Source organism: Psychrobacter sp. 28M-43, assembly GCF_014770435.1.
GTDB lineage: Bacteria > Pseudomonadota > Gammaproteobacteria > Pseudomonadales > Moraxellaceae > Psychrobacter.
In genome coordinates, this window is the sequence record NZ_CP061739.1 from 1,793,483 (window position 1) to 1,813,581 (window position 20,099).

General features: G+C 40.5%; 14 protein-coding genes. 7 read left to right on the plus strand and 7 right to left on the minus strand.

Going from position 1 to position 20,099, the window contains the following annotated elements:
- Positions 1-12: 12 nt before the first annotated feature.
- Both IEE84_RS07495 and IEE84_RS07500 read right to left on the minus strand, forming a co-directional pair.
- Positions 13-1,287 carry a saccharopine dehydrogenase family protein gene (locus tag IEE84_RS07495; protein WP_191113702.1) on the minus strand — a complete coding sequence of 425 codons (1,275 nt, stop codon included), beginning with the start codon at positions 1,285-1,287 and terminating at the stop codon, positions 13-15.
- Positions 1,288-1,584: 297 nt separating this feature from the next.
- The gene (locus tag IEE84_RS07500) at positions 1,585-2,826 is read right to left on the minus strand and encodes a carboxynorspermidine decarboxylase (protein ID WP_191113703.1); all 1,242 of its coding nucleotides are present in this window, start codon (positions 2,824-2,826) and stop codon (positions 1,585-1,587) included.
- A 99-nt stretch (positions 2,827-2,925) separates the two neighbouring features.
- Between IEE84_RS07500 and IEE84_RS07505 the strand changes: the two genes are divergently transcribed.
- Positions 2,926-3,591, plus strand: coding sequence for a DUF924 family protein (locus tag IEE84_RS07505; RefSeq protein WP_191113704.1), 666 nt, complete (start codon positions 2,926-2,928; stop codon positions 3,589-3,591).
- A 136-nt stretch (positions 3,592-3,727) separates the two neighbouring features.
- On the opposite strand, the gene IEE84_RS07510 is transcribed toward IEE84_RS07505, so the two are convergent.
- The 3 genes from IEE84_RS07510 to lpxB all read right to left on the minus strand — a co-directional run bounded on the left by IEE84_RS07510 (position 3,728) and on the right by lpxB (position 7,534).
- Positions 3,728-4,981, minus strand: coding sequence for a CAP domain-containing protein (locus IEE84_RS07510; RefSeq protein WP_191113705.1), 1,254 nt, complete (start codon positions 4,979-4,981; stop codon positions 3,728-3,730).
- Between the two features lie 335 nt (positions 4,982-5,316).
- Positions 5,317-6,195, minus strand: coding sequence for a ribonuclease HII (locus tag IEE84_RS07515; RefSeq protein ID WP_191113706.1), 879 nt, complete (start codon positions 6,193-6,195; stop codon positions 5,317-5,319).
- A 22-nt stretch (positions 6,196-6,217) separates the two neighbouring features.
- On the minus strand, positions 6,218-7,534 hold the full coding sequence (gene lpxB / locus IEE84_RS07520) for a lipid-A-disaccharide synthase (protein WP_191113707.1): 1,317 nt from the start codon (positions 7,532-7,534) through the stop codon (positions 6,218-6,220).
- A gap of 429 nt (positions 7,535-7,963) precedes the next feature.
- Here lpxB and IEE84_RS07525 point away from each other — a divergent pair, with 429 nt between their 5' ends.
- On the plus strand, positions 7,964-9,046 hold the full coding sequence (locus tag IEE84_RS07525; protein WP_057760477.1) for a 3-deoxy-7-phosphoheptulonate synthase: 1,083 nt from the start codon (positions 7,964-7,966) through the stop codon (positions 9,044-9,046).
- 234 nt (positions 9,047-9,280) lie between these two features.
- Here IEE84_RS07525 and pepN read toward each other — a convergent pair whose 3' ends face one another.
- On the minus strand, positions 9,281-11,881 hold the full coding sequence (gene pepN, locus IEE84_RS07530; RefSeq protein WP_224737998.1) for an aminopeptidase N: 2,601 nt from the start codon (positions 11,879-11,881) through the stop codon (positions 9,281-9,283).
- Positions 11,882-12,301: 420 nt separating this feature from the next.
- Between pepN and IEE84_RS07535 the strand changes: the two genes are divergently transcribed.
- The 4 genes from IEE84_RS07535 to IEE84_RS07550 all read left to right on the plus strand — a co-directional run bounded on the left by IEE84_RS07535 (position 12,302) and on the right by IEE84_RS07550 (position 17,174).
- The gene (locus IEE84_RS07535) at positions 12,302-12,910 is read left to right on the plus strand and encodes a DUF6231 family protein (protein ID WP_191113709.1); all 609 of its coding nucleotides are present in this window, start codon (positions 12,302-12,304) and stop codon (positions 12,908-12,910) included.
- Between the two features lie 141 nt (positions 12,911-13,051).
- On the plus strand, positions 13,052-13,570 hold the full coding sequence (gene pal, locus IEE84_RS07540) for a peptidoglycan-associated lipoprotein Pal (protein WP_191113710.1): 519 nt from the start codon (positions 13,052-13,054) through the stop codon (positions 13,568-13,570).
- Between the two features lie 208 nt (positions 13,571-13,778).
- The gene (locus IEE84_RS07545) at positions 13,779-14,591 is read left to right on the plus strand and encodes a 4'-phosphopantetheinyl transferase family protein (protein WP_191113711.1); all 813 of its coding nucleotides are present in this window, start codon (positions 13,779-13,781) and stop codon (positions 14,589-14,591) included.
- 654 nt (positions 14,592-15,245) lie between these two features.
- A complete protein-coding gene (locus IEE84_RS07550; RefSeq protein ID WP_191113712.1) occupies positions 15,246-17,174 on the plus strand; it encodes an acyltransferase family protein in 1,929 nt (642 codons plus the stop codon).
- A 611-nt stretch (positions 17,175-17,785) separates the two neighbouring features.
- Here the strand turns inward: IEE84_RS07550 and IEE84_RS07555 are convergent.
- A complete protein-coding gene (locus IEE84_RS07555) occupies positions 17,786-18,628 on the minus strand; it encodes a hypothetical protein (RefSeq protein ID WP_191113713.1) in 843 nt (280 codons plus the stop codon).
- Positions 18,629-19,221: 593 nt separating this feature from the next.
- Between IEE84_RS07555 and IEE84_RS07560 the strand changes: the two genes are divergently transcribed.
- On the plus strand, positions 19,222-19,980 hold the full coding sequence (locus IEE84_RS07560; protein WP_191113714.1) for an IclR family transcriptional regulator: 759 nt from the start codon (positions 19,222-19,224) through the stop codon (positions 19,978-19,980).
- Positions 19,981-20,099: the final 119 nt, after the last annotated feature.

Genomic DNA, 20,099 nt, shown 5'->3' on the forward strand with positions numbered 1-20,099 from the left:
AACATTTGCTAATTAGATATCAAACTCAAGCGCTCTATCACCATCGGCATCTTTAATACGCGTTGGCAGACCAATTTTATTCAGCAGATTGATAAATGGCTTTGCATCTAGCTCTTCGACGTTGACCATCTTGCCTGCATCCCATTCGCCAGTAGCAACTAGTATCGCAGCAGCAACAGGTGGCACGCCTGCGGTATACGAAATCCCTTGGCTACCAACTTCATTGTAAGCATCCTTATGATCTGAGACATTGTAGATAAATACTTCAGTATCAACACCATTGATCTTGCCTTTAACTTTGTCACCAATGCAGGTCTTGCCTGTATAGTTCGGTGCAAGCGAGCTTGGGTCTGGTAGTACCGCTTTAACGACTTTTAGTGGCACCACTTCTTGGCCTTCAGCAGTCATCACTGGCTGCTCAGACAACAATCCTAAGCTCTGTAGGACAGTGAAGACATTGATGTAATGCTCACCAAAACCCATCCAAAAGCGAATGTTTGGTACATCTAGATTGGCTGACAATGAATGCACTTCATCATGACCGCTTAGATAGCTGTTTTGCACGCCCACAACTGGCAAATCGTCCGTACGTTTGACTTCAAACATTTTATTAGACTGCCACTTGCTGTCTTGCCAAGAGTAAACCGTACCGGTGAACTCACGGAAGTTAATCTCTGGGTCAAAGTTGGTCGCAAAGTATTTGCCATGGCTGCCCGCATTGATATCAATGATATCGATATCCGTCACAGATCCTGCATCCATCATGTCATAGCCCAGACGCGCATAAGCGTTGACCATACCAGGATCAAACCCTGCACCTAAGATGGCAGTGACATTGTTGTCTGCACAGCGCTCTTTACGTTGCCATTCATAGTTGTTGTACCACGGTGGTGTCTCACAAATCTTACGTGGATCTTCATGAATAGCCGTATCTATGTAGGCAGTACCTGTCTCAATGCAGGCTTCTAGTACGGTCATATTGATAAATGCCGAGCCAACATTGATGACTATTTGTATTCCAGTGTCTTGTATCAGCTGCACGAGTGCTTGGCTGTCCATCGCATCGACTTGATGCGTATGCAAGACCGCAGCCTGCTTAAAGCTGTCTTTTTCTTTTACACTTTGGGCGATGGCATCGCATTTGTCTTTTGTACGTGAGGCAATATGAATCTCACCAAGTACATCATTGTGCATCGCACATTTATGCGCGACCACTTGAGCGACACCGCCTGCTCCGATGATCAGTACATCTTTTTTGTTGGGCTTAGCTTGTTGGTTTGTGTTCAATGAACAATCCTCCTTTGTGTCCCTGTCGATACCATTGATAGCGGCTATGCAAAACAGAAACGAGTGAATGATATGCGTGAATTAAAAAGGAAGACCGAGGAAAACCCACGCACCCGTCGGGCAAAGAATACTCCATTATTTGCCCGACGCGATTATAACAATTTTTATTCCCTTATCGGTAAAAAATATGTATAAAAAGCAGAGATATTAAAATATCTACTAATAAAGGTTAAGTATTTGTTTTTTAATAATTAAAGTACAAAAACCCGACAATAGCATAGTCTTAAAAGCTAAGGCTTAAGACAAGCTGGCTTTATAATCTTGATAATCAAACTCACGCTGGATATCGATACTGCCATCCAATCGGCGGATGACTATCGCTGGCATGTTGACACCATTGAACCAGTTTTTCTTAACCATCGTATAACCGGCAGCATTGCCAAAGGCAATCTTATCGCCTATCTGCAAATTATTCGGTAATGCATACTCACCAAAGATATCCCCTGCCAAGCAAGAACGACCGTAAATAATGGTATGGTCTGCCGACTCAGCATTCGCTCCAGACGGTGCAGCTTCTGCAGGATTGCCGATAGGCGCAATATCGACAGCTGTATGGTTAATCGCAGCAATCGGTGCGGACTCACGATAAATCAATAGATCAAGCATATGTGCTTCAATAGAAGCATCAACGACTGCTAGGTTTTTTTCGTTATGCATGGTATCCAATACAGTAGTTACCAACGTACCTGCGCCATGGATACTTGCCTCACCTGGCTCAAGATACACTTGCACGCCATAAGTTTCGCTAAACGCTTTCAAACGTGCAGCCAATTTTTCTAATGGATAATCAGGCGCAATAAAGTGGATCCCACCGCCCAAGCTCACCCATTCAAGCTGCGCTAAGATATCACCAAATCTAGCTTCGATATCTGTCAAGCTTTCACTAAAGGCTTCAAAGCTGTCATTTTCGCAATTATTGTGAATCATGACGCCAGTGATATCGCCAAGTACTGTTGCGATTTTATCTTTATCGTGCTCACCAAGACGGCTAAATGGGCGTGCAGGATCAGCAATCAAAAACGATGAGTTGCTGGTCTTTGGATTGAGTCGTAGACCTACAGGTATATTTTGTGCGGCAGCTTGCGCTTTAAAAGCGTTGAGCTGTGAGATTGAATTAAAGATTATTTTATCCGCATAGTTCAGCACTTCAGCTATTTCATCTGCACTATAGGCGACGCTATAAGCATGCGTTTCTTTTTTATCGCTACTACTGGCATCATCGTTACTGCCAAAGGTCTCATAGCCCAATCTCACTTCATTAAGTGAAGACGAAGTCGTGCCATGCAGATAAGGCTGCATCACATCAAACACGCCCCATGTGGCAAAGCATTTTAGTGCCAATAATGCTTTTGCACCAGATAGCTCACATAGCCTAGCGATGATTTTCATATTGGCAACGATGGCCGCTTCATCAAGCACGTAGTAAGGCGTTGGTGGCAATGTCGCGTTGATAGAATTCTCTAGATTTTTTGCATTCATAATAGATTACCTAATAGACACTCTGCTGTTGGTATCTTGACAGACAGATATAAATATTTGCGCTATAGTAGACTAAATTCATCATAATTAGAATATCTTATGGCACTCTCAACCGATTATTCCACCTCAGCCAGTCGATCCCATTCATCACAATTGGATCCGAAAAACATAGATTTGACTTATCTAGATCCTGATGCGCGTGCCGTGTTGGATTTTTGGTTTGATAAAAACAATGAAGCTTACTGGTTTGAACGAAACGATCGTTTTGATAAGCAGATACAGGAGAAGTTTGGCAGCATTTGGGAAGCAGCGAAACAAGGCGAATGTGTCACTTGGCGTATCGCAGAGTCCTCATTAGATGGTAATAGCTCGATAACGGCATTGGCAGGACGCTTGGCAGAAATTATTGTGCTGGATCAGTTTTCACGCAATTTATGTCGCGGACAAGCAAGTGCATTTGCGCAAGATGGTATGGCATTAGCACTCGCCCAAGAAGCCATTCAACAGCCTTATTTTGACACCTTACCGATGCAATGGCGTAGATTTATTATCATACCGTTTATGCACTCTGAGTCGGCCATGATTCATAAGCGTTATCTACCGCTATTTGAACAATTAGATGATGCAAACACATTAGATTTTGAACATCGTCACAAACAAATCATTGATCAATTCGGGCGATATCCACATCGCAACGAGGTACTAAATCGCGACTCAACCGAAGATGAAAAGAACTTTTTAAAACAGCCTAATTCATCGTTTTAGGCGAGATTCCTAGTACTACTTGAAGATACTCAAGGTTATTACAGAAAAAATTATCACATAAAAAGAAGGTCTGAATCATAACACTGGTTCAGACCTTCTTTTTTACGATAAATATTTAGAGAGTATTAAATACTTATTAGTAATTTACCTTACCAGTAGTAAACGTAAATGACTGCTGCTCTAATACTTTATCGTCAACCAAAATATCAAAGCTGACCTTATATTTGCTATTACCATAAAGTCCACAATTACCACCTTTATTACTACCTGATTCACAGCTTTTGAGCGCATCCGTTAATGGCAAAATAAATGCTTCATTCGTTGGTAGCGCATAATTCGTACCTTTGTACGGATCATTGTCAGAATCAAGCAATTGAATCGGTACATCTATATTACGCTGCACATCTCTGAATTTAACATTACTCACTTTAACTGTATCAGCGGATGGCATGTTGATATAAACCGGCTGTCCGATAGGATCAGTACGTAAATTACGCCCAGAGCCTCTGACAGGATTTGGGGTTTCGTTATAAAGTGCAGTAACTGTCCCCGTCACATCTTGACATGGGTACGTAAAAACACCTTCAAGCGTTTTATTTGTCGTGGTTTTTGTCCCTGCAGCATTGCTTACCAAAACATATCCTTTATTGTTAGTAGCATTTTTACTACTAGGCGTATAGGTAACCACTCCTGTTCCTACTACACCTGAGGTTGGCAACATTAAAGAGCGTAGATGATAAGGCGCTGACAACAACGACTTTGCCAAAGAGCTTGCCACGGCTTCTGTACTCAAAAAATTGCCTGCCGAACTGTAATAGACAGACTGGGCAATGTTTTCAGTAACACTATATTGCGATTTGCCATAGTCTGCATTGATCAATCGATCTGCCAGATCTAATCCACTAAAGAAAGGATTGTTAGGACCTGTCACACTAGCAATATCGCTAATCTCGTTTTCGAAATGCGCGTTAAAGCTGGTTGGTGAGCTATTAGCAAATACATATTTAATATAATTTGCATGCTGAATAGCTATATTGTCTAGCTCTGTATCCACGGATAAACCATTTAGACCACAGCTGGTTCTTGCTAGACTAAACTGATTATTTGCACTTAATGCTGCTTGTACATTATTAACGGCTGACCAATTTTCTTCCTCATCAGGAATACTATCGCTTGGCTCGTCACTCTGACTAGTAGGCGTCGCTATAATCGGAGCAGAAGTAATAGGTTCTGACGTGGTTGGCTCGTCAGTTTCATCACTTTGTGAACTGTCTGGTGTATTAGCAGATGTAGAACTGCTGTCAGAATCACCGCCTCCGCCGCAAGCGCTGAGAAATATCGTTAAAAATAGCACTGCAGCAAGATTTTTCTGAGAAGTATAAGAAGTCATCGCTCATCCTATAAAATAATAACCTGCTTATGAAAAGCAATGAGAATAAAAATCAATTACAGAGTAGTTAGTGGTTGATTTAACAGTGTTTTATTTCAATATAATATCTATTGTATTACAAATTATGAACTTTTGCCCATTATTTTGTAAAAAAACATGCTACTCGCTGATTGCAAGTAACAGGTTTTTTTTAGGTCTATAAATTAACACTAAGCATAGGCTATTTTTAAGGCAAAAATATCATCTATAGAGTACGATTCCTTTGTATCCGCTATAGAGTCACTTTTTCATGAACACGTTTCTATAATCACTTTTCTATAACCACTTGTTTATAGCTACTGTATTTCTAAAGCCTTTCTCACTGGTGCAAAACTACGTCTATGCGTTGGCAAGACACCATATTTTTCGATTGCTTCCATGTGCGCGCGTGTCGGATAGCCTTTGTGTTTGGCAATACCGTATTCCGGATATTGAATATCCAGTGCATACATCGATTCATCACGACTTACTTTTGCCAATATACTGGCCGCTGCAATACTAGTATGACGCGCATCGCCTTTTACCCACGCTTGGCAATCAATCGCAGATGGCGCCACCTCTAGCTTTTTAAAACTATCATAGTTCAAATCAGGGCAACGATTTCCATCAAATAGTACTTCGATTTTGAATTGATCGAGCGACGTACTGTTATCATTTCCAGTAGTCGAAAAGCTTTTAAAAATTACTTCTAGCAATGATTCAGTACATAAGCGCATACCAAGCATTGTTGCTTGCAAGATGTTCACTTGATCGATTACTGCTGCCGGTATATCGGCGATGATATAACCGATAGCATGTTGTTGAACCAATGGATAAAGGATATCGCGCTTTTTTTCACTCAGTTGTTTGGAGTCTGTCAGTATCGACAACGGCGTTTCTTTAAGCGGTTGTTCTTCAATTAGACCTGACCAAGTCGCCGGTAATATTGCCGCGGCAACATTGACGCTGCCTAGTAACGGCCCGCGTCCTGCTTCATCGACACCGATTTGTAGTATTGATTGCTCCGTCATTTGGTTATCATTAGTCAGATATTGAGTAAGCAGCTCAGCGGTATTCATTTGCCCATATAAACGTATGGGCGCTGCTAACTGAATATATTGTCCTTTGACATCAATGTGCTCAATATTGATGTCAATTACTTGAGCTGAGCTTTCTGTACTGTTTTGAATATACATAATATTAGAAGGTCTTTCTTGTTTAATTAGGATGGATGGTATCGGTATTTTGGATAAACCACTGTTCAATCACGCTGTTTGCAGGCTCATGGTTACTTTGCTGTTGTAATGACTGCTTTGTCACTAGTAAGTCATGTAATTGCTCGACATAAGCGCGTGGTTGCAGCAATCGCATTACGGTGCGGCAAATATTGTCACCGCTCGCCTGCTCTTGAATCAGCTCAGGTACAATCGGTGCATTAGCCAATATATTGGGCAATGCCACATATGGTACCTTTACCAGACGCTTGGCTATTTGGTAAGTCAGCTGATTTAATTGGTAAACCACTACCATCGGCCGTTCAAGCAGCATTGCCTCCAGCGTTGCTGTCCCAGATGCCAGCATCACGATATCTGATGCCGCCATGGCATGTTGGCTAAATTCCGGCTGGGTATCATCATAGACCACCACAATTGCTTCACGTAGCTGTTCTGAGCGTTGGTCGATCACTTCTTGTACGATATATTGATGGTTTTGATCGACCGTTGGAATGATGAAGCACAGCTTAGGATCTAACAGGATTAACTTTTGGATGCCATCAAGCATCAATGGCAGAATAGCTGTAATTTCACCGCGCCTAGAACCTGGCATTACACAAATAAGCTGACTTACATCATCGAAGCGTTCAATAAAAAACTGCTGCAACCCATCGTTGTCCCAAACGAGCTCACTGCGACGTTGATTGATTGGTGTATCGATTAGGTTCTGATCAATGGTTCGCAGTAATGGATGACCCACACAGATCGCTGGATGGTTATGTCGCTCATAAACTGGCAACTCAAACGGGAATAGACATAGCACCAAATTGGTCGCCGCTTTAATATTATGGATACGCGACTCGCGCCATGCCCAGATAGAAGGACTGACGTACTGCACACAGAATACGCCTTGGGGCTTTAGTTTTTTGGATACTCGCAAATTAAAATCAGGCGCATCAATACCGACGAACCAATCAATATTGGCAGCCTTAAATGCGCTCAGTAGCTCACGGCGCGCTTTAAGCAAATCGGGTAGCTGCGACATGACTTCAACCAGACCCATCACTGCCAAACGCTCTAATGGGAAAATACTCTGTAGCCCTTGCGTCTGCATTTTCGTACCGCCTACGCCTACCCAGACAATATCATCACGTAGATTATTCATTTGCCGCATAAAATCTGCACCCAAACTGTCACCAGATACCTCACCTGCGACGATGCCTATCACTAGCGGCGTAGCATTTATATTTGCTACTTGAGAATCCGTCTCGGCTTGATGAATGAGGTCAGTATGGTGATGAGACGTAGCAGAATCTGTCATGACAAGCTCTCGATATTAGAAATACACAAAATAAAATAAACCGTTATTATAAAATATAACGTAATAAATCAGCGATACGACCTCACGGATAATGTGCACACTCATCCGTACTGTTTTAATGCCACAGTTTGGGCCACCCATCGCTAATGTTGCTATCATACTTGACGATGATACAAATAGCGAAATTCACGCATAAAATCTGAGCGTTATGCATCAAAAGCTCAACCAACTCTTATTAATAGATAGAAAAACCAAATGCTAAACGTGCATTTAGAACGTCAAATATCATGCTAAGTCTCTATAAGTATAACTAAGTTTTAGTTTTCTCATTCCAGTTATCAGTCAATTAACTGCTCGACTACCCTTGTCAACCAACACTTTTGTCCGCATAATGAATGTTCCTATAAATCAGCTAGACGATATATAACCATGACAACATCAGTTACCCATAATGCAGATATTGACGACGTGAATATTGAAAAATTTATTCCTTTGATTACCCCCGCCGAGCTAAAAGCCGAGCTGCCTCTGTCAGACGACGCGTATAACACCGTACTAAAAGGTCGTAATACTATTCAAGATATCTTGGACGGTAAAGACAAGCGTTTGTTTGTGGTCATTGGCCCTTGCTCTATTCACGATATCAAAGCCGCTCACGAATATGCCGATCGTTTGGCCGTATTGGCAAAAGAAATCGAAGACAGTGTATTTGTGGTCATGCGTGTTTATTTCGAAAAACCTCGTACGACGGTTGGCTGGAAAGGCATGATCAACGACCCTGACATGAATGACAGCTTTGATATAGAAAAAGGTTTGCGCACGGCTCGTAAATTGCTACTTGATCTGAATGAAAAAGGTCTACCTTGCGCGACCGAAGCACTTGATCCAAATACACCGCAGTACATTCAGGATCTAATCAGCTGGTCAGCCATTGGTGCACGTACCACTGAGAGCCAAACGCATCGCGAAATGAGCTCTGGCTTATCATGTCCAGTTGGCTTTAAGAACGGTACTGATGGTGGTATGACGGTTGCTGTAAATGCCATGCAAGCGGTTAAAGAAGGTCATAGCTTCTTAGGTCTATCATCAGATGGTAAAGTCTCTATCATCAAATCTAAAGGTAATCCTTACGCGCACGTGGTACTTCGCGGTGGTAACGGCAAGCCTAACTATGATGAAACTGCGGTAGCCCAAGTTGAAAATGAGCTAGCAAAAGGCAAGACCAATAGCAAGATTATGATTGACTCAAGTCATGCTAACTCAGGTAAAGACCCTTACTTACAACCGATGGTTATCAAAAACGTTGCTGAACAAATCCAAAATGGCAATAAATCAATTATCGGTATGATGATTGAGAGTCACTTAAAAGGCGGCAATCAAAAACTGACTGCTGATTTGAGCCAGCTTGAGTATGGTAAATCAATCACCGATGGTTGCCTAGATTGGGATAGTACCGTCACAGCATTACGCGAATTGCGGGATATGGTAAAAGATGTACTACCAAATCGCTAATAGCTATTCGCGATAATTTATCGTCGAGCAAGCAATAAAAAGCCCCTTTTGCACTAATGCGAAAGGGGCTTTTTATTTATGAACATCTTATAAGAAACACTCTATTCTAAAACTTGATTAGCAATGACTAGCAACGATACATGTTTCGTTAATTGGTCAGAGCTAACCTTATTCTGGAGATGGTATTTTTATAACATTAATATTGCATTTCAATGCATATTGCACTGCTCTCAATTAGCTATTTGCAGCACCTAATACACTCTCCAAGCTTTCGAGCACATGTTTAGATGAGACATTCTTCTGTAAATCTACCAGCTGCTCATGCGCCATTTGACGGCGAGGCTCAGTCAACGTATTCCAGCGGGCCAGTACTTGCAGTAAGCGTGAGGCTAATACAGGATTGGCATCATCTAATTTCTGAATCACGCCTGTATACATCTCTAGACCTTCTGCCGTCCAGAGTACCGTCGGTTGCGAGCTAAAAGCGCTGACAACTGAACGGACACGGTTAGGCGTATTCCAATCAAAGTCCGTGTGCGTCAGTAGCGACTTGACCATATCAGGCGTTACATCGTCAGCGGCAGCTTGTACACTGAACCACAGATCGATAACCAAATCATTTGCTTGGAAACGCTCATAGAAGTCTGCTAAGTACTTATCTGCACCTGTCAATTGATGATTGACCATGGCCTTCAATGCACCAAAGCGCTCAGTCATACAGCTCGCATTATCATACTGCTGCTGTGCCCAGTCTGCTGCATCATCCACATTGGCAGTCAACGCCATATCGAGTACGACATTACGCAGTGCACGAATACCTCGAGCTTCAGCGCTGTCCTCATAAGACTGCATTGGCAGGTTATTGTACAGCTCAGCCCATTGGCCTTTTAACTTATCAGCCACTTGCTTGTATAGCCCATCGCGCTGCTCTTTAACCAACACTGGATCGTAGTCTTGAGAAATAGCAGAAGCCAACTCTTGCGCTGATGGAATATCAAGTAACCGTGCCGCTAGCATCGCATCGTCAGCCGCTAAGACAGGCAGCGTCTGCGCCAATGCTTCTAGGTATACATCAGGGCTGCTCTTCTTACCTTGGCCTTCCAGCAAAATACGATTTACCAGCATTTGAGTAACCTGCCAGCGGTTAAATCCATTAGTTTCATGCTTAAGCAAAAACGCTAAGTCTGCATCTTGGTAGTCATAGTTAAGCTGTACTGGCGCACTAAAATCACGTAGTAATGATACGACAGGCTCGCTCGCAACGTTTTCAAAGACAAAGGTTTGCGTCGCCTCGTCAAGCAATAACATACATTCAGCGACGATAGCGCCTGAGTCTTTATCAAACAATGCCATTGCTACAGGTATCGGCAATGGTTTTGGCGCATCAAAGCCTTTGACATGGCGTGTTTGCTGATTCAAAGTGATGGTCAGCGTCTGTGCTGCGCTATCATAGGTTTGAGAACCCGATACCACTGGCGTACCAGGTTGACGATACCAATCAATAAAATTCTCGATTTTGTCATCAGTGATACTCAGTGCTGATAAAAAGTCCTCAACCGTTACCGCTTGTCCATCATAACGACGGAAATATTCGTCTGTTCCTTTGCGGAAATCATTTGGCCCTAACGTATTGGCAATCATACGCACAATTTCAGCGCCTTTCTCATAGACAGTCGTCGTATAAAAATTATTAATCTCAACAAAACTCTCTGGACGTACTGGATGCGCTAATGGACCTGCATCTTCGCTGAATTGATGTGCACGCAAGGTCGCCACATCATCAATACGCTGTACCGCACTTGACTGTTGGTCTGCTGAGAATGACTGATCACGGTAAACGGTAAAGCCTTCTTTCAAGCACAGTTGAAACCAATCGCGGCAGGTAATACGGTTACCAGTCCAGTTATGAAAATACTCATGAGCAATAATGGCTTTTACGCTAAAACTGCGTGCATCGGTGGTTGTTTCAGGGCTAGATAACACACAAGCGGTGTTAAAAATATTCAAACCCTTATTTTCCATTGCACCCATATTGAATTGGCTGACCGCCACAATCATATAGCGATCTAGATCGTAGGCTCGCCCGTAATTGACCTCATCCCATTTCATCGCATCTTTTAGGGCTTGCATACCGACATCACATTTATCGATATCAGCAGACTTGGCATACAACTCAAGCAAGACTTCTCGACCTTCGCTGGTCGTATAAGAATCTGTCAATACATCTAAATCGGCAACCACACAGGCAAATAGATAGCTTGGCTTATTGGTTGGATCATGCCAGATTGCGTAATGACGGTCGGGCGCATCGGCTACTTCACCTGCTTCGACTAAGTTACCATTGGCCAATAACGTCGGATAGCGCTTATCTGCTTCAAGTCGCGTGGTAAATATCGCTAGCACATCAGGGCGATCAGGATAGAAAGTAATCTTACGGAAACCTTCTGGCTCGCACTGCGTCACAAACATCGTGTCGTCACCACTACCTGCCATATATAAACCTTCAAGCGCGGTGTTGGTCTGTGGGCAGATACGCACTTGAATGTCTAAAGTAGCTCGCTCAGGGGCATTATAAATCGTCAGCTTACCCGCTTCCTGCTGATAATCCTCAGTGCTCAGCGTCTTACCATTCATCGTAATCGTTAGCAGCTCTAATGACTCACCAAATAAAACAATATCCCCTGCCGTTTGGCGTACCATCTCAAGCTTACTGTCTACCTGCGCGTAGTCTTCAAACAGCTTAATATCTAAATGTACTGTCTCGACATCAAAACTTGGTTTGGTATAGTCTTTTAGATTAATCTTACTTGGCGCATGAGGCGGTACATCTGGCATTTCAGGATTGATGATTTGTGCATCAGTTTCAGCAGTAGACATATGGTGTCCTATTATTATCAGTGATTTGGTTATAAGTTATTTTTACTGGGAATGAGTAATATCATTTCGCTATTTGCAGAAGGCACTACTGTTAAGAAAGACTTAAGTCTTTAAGCTAACTAATCAGCTAAGCGCTTAATAAGCTAAGCACATACACAAAACTTTGCAATGATTAAGCTAATTTTTATTACTAATTTGGTTTTCTCATCAAGCTTATAGCTAGATTGACCTAAATCGCTAAATTTCAAGTATGTAGAATAAGATATCGTCGGTTCAAGATGATTTAAATATGAAACATACGTTATCAATTGGATAATGTCGTTGAAAATGATTTAATAGTCATACTGATGACCAATCATTTAACTAATGGCCTATTATATGACAAAAAATACGGTGAAACGCGCAGACATTACCCTACCTTTACTTATAGAGTATGTTGACGCGCTACTACCCTCATTGACGACTCAGGCAGAACAGTCACCTGAGCATAACAAAGATAATAATGAGGCTTTATGGGTAATACATAACCATGCGGATTTATTAGCACTACAAGCACAACTTGACGATACTACATCTACTAATGAGAACACTGAAGCGAGGCTGAACGCACGACACTTATCAACGTTATCAGATCTTGCTAAACAGCATGTACCTGATCGTTATGAGCTTGCTTGCTTTTGGCTTCCCACCTTGTCAGAAGAGCTGACTCAACACTATGTGCCTCTACTCATGCGCTACCGTGACCTGTATGCCGCGCATTTGCTTATTGCATTGGACAGCTCGATAGACTTAAAACCTTACGGCTTTACGCCATTTGATATATTGAATGAGCTATCTCTAAATATTGATGATATTCAATCTATTACCTCATCAACCGTTACTGCGACGCTTTGGCAGTTTAATCTATATGACTACAAACAGCTGCCAAATTGGCTCAATGCTGACTACTGGGCCAACCCTGAAAACTGGGGCAAGCACCGCTGGTAATACACTCAATTTTATCTATCGTAATTTACAGTAAAAATACTTACATAAATTAACAGTTAGTATATGATAGATAGAGATTGCCTAAGTTTTATCGGAAGCAGTTTAAAAAAACAAATTTAATTAAAATTTTAGGAGCTCGTCATGTCAATCAGTTTTTCTAAGATCGCTGTTCTTGCTGTGCTATCAAGCGCTGTTGCGATAACCACCGGTTGTGCTACCAAACGTTCTACCTCAGAAGTTGTCGTTGCCCCACTAGGTATTCCAGGTGGCCAAGTTGGCTACAATGGTGCGGTTATCGTTGATAACTCAAACGCTGTCATCACTGGCGCTGAGAATATTCAAGCAGTGGTCTACTTTGCCTTTGATAGCAGCGAAATTACTGCTCAATCAGCGAGTGTCCTTAACCAACACGTAAGCCTGCTCAATTCAAACCCAGCAGCGACTGTCGTTATCGCAGGTCACACTGATGAGCGCGGTAGCCGTGAATACAACATGGCACTAGGTGAGCGACGCGCACAAGCTGCACGTAACTACCTTGCTGCTCAAGGTGTCACTGCAAACAACATCCGTGTGATTAGCTATGGCGAAGAGCGCCCTGCAGCGGCTGGCAACACAGAAGATGCGTATGCACAAAACCGTCGTGCTGAGCTGTCTTACTAAGCATTGTTTATAGCGTTCGATAGTTTAATAAAAGCCCAGTAATAATATATTACTGGGCTTTTGATATTTTTGACCCGATAATTAAATATAGATTATTTAGACATAGCTATTGAGATATGACTATCTACGTATCAAATACATAGCGTTCAGACTTACGCAATTTTATATATTCAATTCTATAATAATCGTTTTTGATAACTAGTAATATATGCCGACTTCCAACCTTACCCAGATACAGTACACTCAACTCGACACCACGACATGGTGTGTGACGGCTCAAGTGAGCGAGTCAATCAGTCATTTAGTCACTGGAAGCTTGTGGAAAAAGTCATTATGGTTGTCATCGTGTAATACGTCGTATAAAGACATCATCAAGCTCAATAGTCTAAATTGGTACTATCAGGTGGCGACAGCACCTAAACACTCAGTACCTGCTCTAGCGCGTAAACAACGTCAGCAGCAGCGACAAGGTGTCAGGCAACTATTGCAAGAGCTGCTCAAAAAATTAGAAATAGATGACACCTTGGATGAGTCAAGCTTTCCCTATCGGCTCGTCAACAGTCAGCATTACGTATGCTTTAGCCATACAGGAGCTGGTAGTTCAAAGCAAACCACAGAATCGAATCAGACAAATTTTACGTATTTACACAGTAAAATAGCGGTTGTTATCAGTCGTCAACGCCCTGCTGGTATCGATATAGAGGCCAATAATATTGCATGGCATGTAGTCAAGCGTTTCTACTCAGAGAGTGAGTTGACTATTTTACAGGAGCTATCTACAGATCAGCGAGAACGCACTGCCAAACTCTTGTGGCAAATAAAAGAAAGCTTTATCAAAGTCAACCAATATACATTAGCTCAAGGCTTGGGTATGGATTACTCTCACCTTATTCCTGGCTTGATTGAAAATAATAAAGAGATTAACGCTTCTTCCCTACTCAGTAATATCGAGGATACGAAGCGCCAATCTGTTTACCGTATTGCCACGTTACAATCGCAGCAAACTGTCATCGTTTTTTGAGCAAGGTTTTCTGAGCAAAGTTCAACCCTGATTTCAGAATATCTTTCAATACTTTATCTTAAGCATAAAAAAACGACCCTAAAAAGGATCGTTTTTCTGATGAATTATGCTCAACTCTAATTATCTTAACCTCTTAATAATAAAAAATTTTAAATATATGTCGTTTAAATATATGTCGACTGATTATAAGAATGGAGAAACTATAGTTTTATATGCCACTTCTCCCTACTTATCTTTTATTATTAAAGAAGTAAAACTCTATCACTCATATATAATAATTCGTTAGTAGCTTAGAATATATTAAAGATGTAATAATTCAAGAGCAGCAACAAATACATCATATCTATAGCACTTAGTTAAAAATCCTCATCCCCAAACGTACAATCCTTATTATTAGAAAGTACAACCTTACTACAATACATAAATACTCATATCCAACGTCCTAATTCTTATGGTATCCAAAGAATCATTTAGTAGCATTTATCAAAGTAATTTATATATTTTCAATAAAAAAATTTTAGTAACTTAACTCTACACAAATAATATGCAAGACTATTTAGTAACCTCAATTCTCATTAAAGTCAATTCTGTATACATACACTTACATTATATATATAATTATAGAATTTTGTCATGCTTTGTTAGGGAATAAACATGAGGTTTAGAAAGGATATTAATGGCCTTAGAGCACTTGCCGTCATCGCTGTTGTGCTATTCCACTTTAACGCATCTTGGATGCCTGGTGGCTTTGCTGGGGTTGATGTCTTTTTTGTGATCTCAGGTTTTTTAATGACTGGGATTATATTTAGAGGGATGGAGCAAGATAATTTCTCAGTTCTTAATTTTTATGTTGCTCGAGCCAATAGAATCATTCCTGCATTAGCACTACTTTGCTTGGCATTATTGTTCTTTGGCTGGTTTTATCTCACGCCACTAGAATATAAGGCACTAGGCAAACATGCTGCGAGTAGTGTGGGCTTCTTATCTAATTTTGTTTATTGGAAAGAAGCTGGTTACTTTGATGCAGCGTCTCATGAAAAATGGTTATTACATACTTGGTCATTATCGGTAGAATGGCAGTTTTATGTCATCTACCCGTTAGTGCTTCTAGCTTTACGTAGATTTTTATCTATAAAGAAGCTGAAATTACTACTCATCGTTGGTACTGTACTTGGCTTTATATTCTCTGCTATTGCAACCTATAAATCACCTAATGCAGCTTATTATCTATTCCCTACTAGAGCATGGGAGATGATGATTGGCGGGGTTGCTTATCTCTATCCTTTTGCACTACAAGAAAACAGAAAGAAGCTCGTAGAGTGGACAGGTCTAATATTGGTTATTGCCTCTTACTTCTTGATATCAGCAGAAAATTTGTGGCCAGGTTATTTAGCCATCTTCCCAGTACTAGGTTCATTCCTTATTATTCAAGCGCAACGTAATGATAGCGCAATTACAGGCAATATCATCTTTCAGAAAATAGGAACATGGTCTTACTCTATCTACTTATGGCATTGGCCTTTCGTGGTAGCTATCTATACCTTTTACCTGTCTAATTATTACATTTATATAGGGATGGTACTGTCAGTATTGCTTGGCTTCTTAAGTTATAAGTATGTTGAGAAAATTAATTTCTCAAGGAGCTTTCCAACTCTCTTAAATTACTTGAAATGTAAGCCTATATACATTGCTGGAATTGTAGGGGTGCTAGGAAGTGGCCTCTTCGTAACAAATGGTTTTGAACAACACTATTCTGATAATGTTCTATTAGCTTCCAACGAAGCAAATAATAAAAACCCTTATAATTGTATGGCCGATAATAAGTTTCCTTGCTACATAGGAAAAAAAGATAATATCAAAGCTATTGTTGTTGGAGATAGTCATGCAGATGCACTGACTACTTCACTAGCTAGTGTGTATGATTTGAAAACAGAGGGAATAGTTGCGCTGACTAAAGCCTCTTGCCCGTTCATATTAAATATACAAGTTTTTGAAGAAGAGAAATGTCTAGAAGAAAATATTAAAAGAATGGAGTTTCTAAAAAATAATTATGCAAGCGTCCCTATTTTTTGGGTAGCAAGAACAGGAGTCTATATATATGGGCAATTAGACCCAAGCAGAATCAAAAACATTCAAGATACACAACCATTGATATACTTCACTGAAAAATATACTAGCGTCGAACCTGCATTACTTGGAGAGCTAGAAAAGAACCTTAATACTACAATTAGAGAGGCTGCTAAAAACAGGCCTATATATCTAGTCTTACCAACACCAGAAATGACATTTAACGTACCTAGAGTAGTTAGTAAAGAGCTACTACTAGGGAATATAAACAGCGAGCCATTCAGATCAGAAGAACTATACCTTAAAAGAAACGAACCAATAATTGAGATAATCAAGAAAGTTGGAGCTAGCAATAATGTGAGAGTTTTAGACCCCACCGATTATTTATGTGACAGCGGAAAATGTAACTCTTTATACAAAGGTAGACCGATATATTATGATGGTGACCATATGAGTGAATACGGTAACAAATTATTAACCCCTATGTTCGAAAGTGCGCTTTTAGTAAAAAAATGAACTATTAAAAAAGGACGCTATTAAAAAATAGCTTCCTTTTTATTGCTCATCATTTAGTTATTGACTTTTTAGTAGTAGGAAATTGATATATTTTTTAACCTCCCTACTGACTGCCTCGAACATCGAATTAAGGGCTAGGTTATAGCAGATAGATTCAGCTGTGGTAGTAACCAGGTGCACGTTTGCACGTAATAAGGCGCCTCTTAGGTAGCATAACGTATTATACAAGTCACCCCCAATAGGTATACCTGCGCTACTTATAAATTGCTATCTAAAGCCGTATATTCAAATGGAAGAAGCCATCTATATAGAATAAAAACTATTGATGACTTAGTGAATAATATTATATAGCAGCATAGAAACTTTTAATTACTTAAAAACTTAAAAGTTACTTAGGCAGCTTTCATTGCCGATAAAACTATGAATAATTAGACCTACCTATGGTTATCAATAGGCATAGGTAGGCTAGTTACTGCTACAATAACAGATATACAAACATCACTTAATAATAAAAATATTATTAATTATGAATTTAATACACAAAAAAAACGACCCTAAAAAGGATCGTTTTTTTGTTTTCTACTAATAACAGTCTTTAAACTGTAATTAGCTTAGAAACGGTAAGTTGCACCAACTTTAACGATTGGGAACCATTCAAGATAATCTTTATCTTCTAGCTCTTGCTCAGCAGCTGAAGCAGCAGCTGCTGCTGTAACTGCATTTGTGCCATTACCTGTAGCACGAACAGTAGCATCTGTTTTACCCATGTAAGCTGCACCAAGCTCACCAAATAAACCAAAATTATTAGTAATGTTAGGACGGAAACCAACAGTTAGATAAGGAGCTAATTTGTTACGATGTTCGATAGTACCTTCTAAAGTACCAACTTCATCTGCATCATAATCAACATCGTCAATTCTAAAGTTACCATCTTCAGCGTTTGCACGTACATCAATATCGTTGTCAGGAACAATAATACCAGCACCCATTGTAAACCAGTTGCCAGTAGGACGTAACTGTACACCTAAGTACGGGTTGCTGAAGTCAGCATCTACATCATAGTTTACATCATCTACATCAAAATCACCGCCGAAAAGGTCAGCAGCATCGCCACCTGCCCAACCAGCTTGCAATTCAGTTTTTTCATTAAGTGACCAACCGATGTTAGCACCATAACCTAAAGTACCAACTTCAGCACTAACAGATGCTGGGTTAATGGCTGTTTGGAACAAAGTTTTAGTGCCACCAAGTACCGCACCAGTAGTGTTGCTTACTACACCAGCGTCAGCATTGTATGCATAAGAAGCAGGTTCTGCTTGATAAGCAACTGCAACTGGCTCAGCTTCATATGCAACTGCAGCATTGTTATCAACAACAATAACTGGATCAGCAGCTAATGCAGCAGTTGATGCTAGAACAGCAGCAGAGATTGCCGTCAATTTAATCAATTTCATAATTATTCTCCTAAAGTGTGAAATAAACCCGCCCATAAAAAACGATGATTATGCTTTTTTTAAACCATCATTTTGTTGAGGTGATTAAAACAATTCTGACTTGAAAAGTCACCCCTACTGATGCTGTTTTTATTTGCCATTATGTAAAGATTGCATAGGTACTGTAATAATTGCTACACCAATCTGCAAAAATTCACCTTTATGTTACATAATGTCCTTAAAGTAACCAAACAGCGTAAACATGAGACTTCGCTTGCTTAATGTTTATGTAAGGGTATTGCAAAACATGTCCACATAATTATCTAGAACGCACTTTGAATCAATGATAGTTATATGGCTCAACCTTACAGAATAGTGTGCCTTGTGAGTTGACGTATCTATTGTTACTTATATTAGAAAATCTACACCAGCAAATAAAACGATATAAATGATCTCATATAACGCGACTAACGCTTGCCTCAAGCGAATATTATGCTAAATTAGTTGTTATAATAGATTTGTTATAGAACGTCCGTAATGTCACTATTTGTCTTATTTATGAAAATTTTGTGATGCTGTCTGCTCTATTTCTTTACTCCTACTGAGTCATATATATGCCTAAAGTATCGTCGATTACCCGTGTCCTAGAAATCATAGAAGCAGTGTCCTATGCTTCAAAACCGCTTTCTCCACTCGAGCTCTCACAAGAGCTAGATATCCCTAAACCGACCATTCATAGATTGATTCAAAACTTGGTTGATGATGGTTTTTTGACTGTTGATATTGGTGGCGGCATTATCCCTGGTAAGCGCGTACGCAATTTGAGCGTTGAGTTATGGCAACAACGACTGTTCTTTAACGAGCGACAGATGATTTTGCAAAAACTGGTTGATGAGCTAAAGGAAACGTGCGGTATTGGCATTCCCTATCATATGGATATGATCTATACCAACCGCGCTCAGACGACCTTGCCACTACAGATTTATCTTCCTGTTGGGGCAAAGTCACCCATGTGGTGTACAGCAACTGGTAAGCTCTATCTAAGCCAACTATCTACAACTAGCCGTATGAAAATACTACAAGGGTTGCCACTAGATAAGTTCACTAAGAATACGATTACTGATATCAATGAATTGAATGCCGAGCTTGATCGCATTGCTGATACTGGTATCGGCATTGATAACGAGGAGTTTATCTCTGAGATGGTCGCAGTGGCTGTCCCTATACTGGACAAAAAGTCACGCTATCTGGCTTCTCTCTACTTACATGCGCCCACCATACGGGTATCACTTGACGATCTGCTGACTCATGTACCACGCCTACAAAAAGCCGCGCAAGACGTTCAGACGCTCGTCTACGATCTACAAAGCTAATACTATCTATTAGCCATCAAAAAAGGTCTACGCTATGATTTTAGCGTAGACCTTTTTCTTTTTCGCAAATGCATTCTCTTAATTAACGCCACTTACTAGTAATACTAAAAATTCTTAAT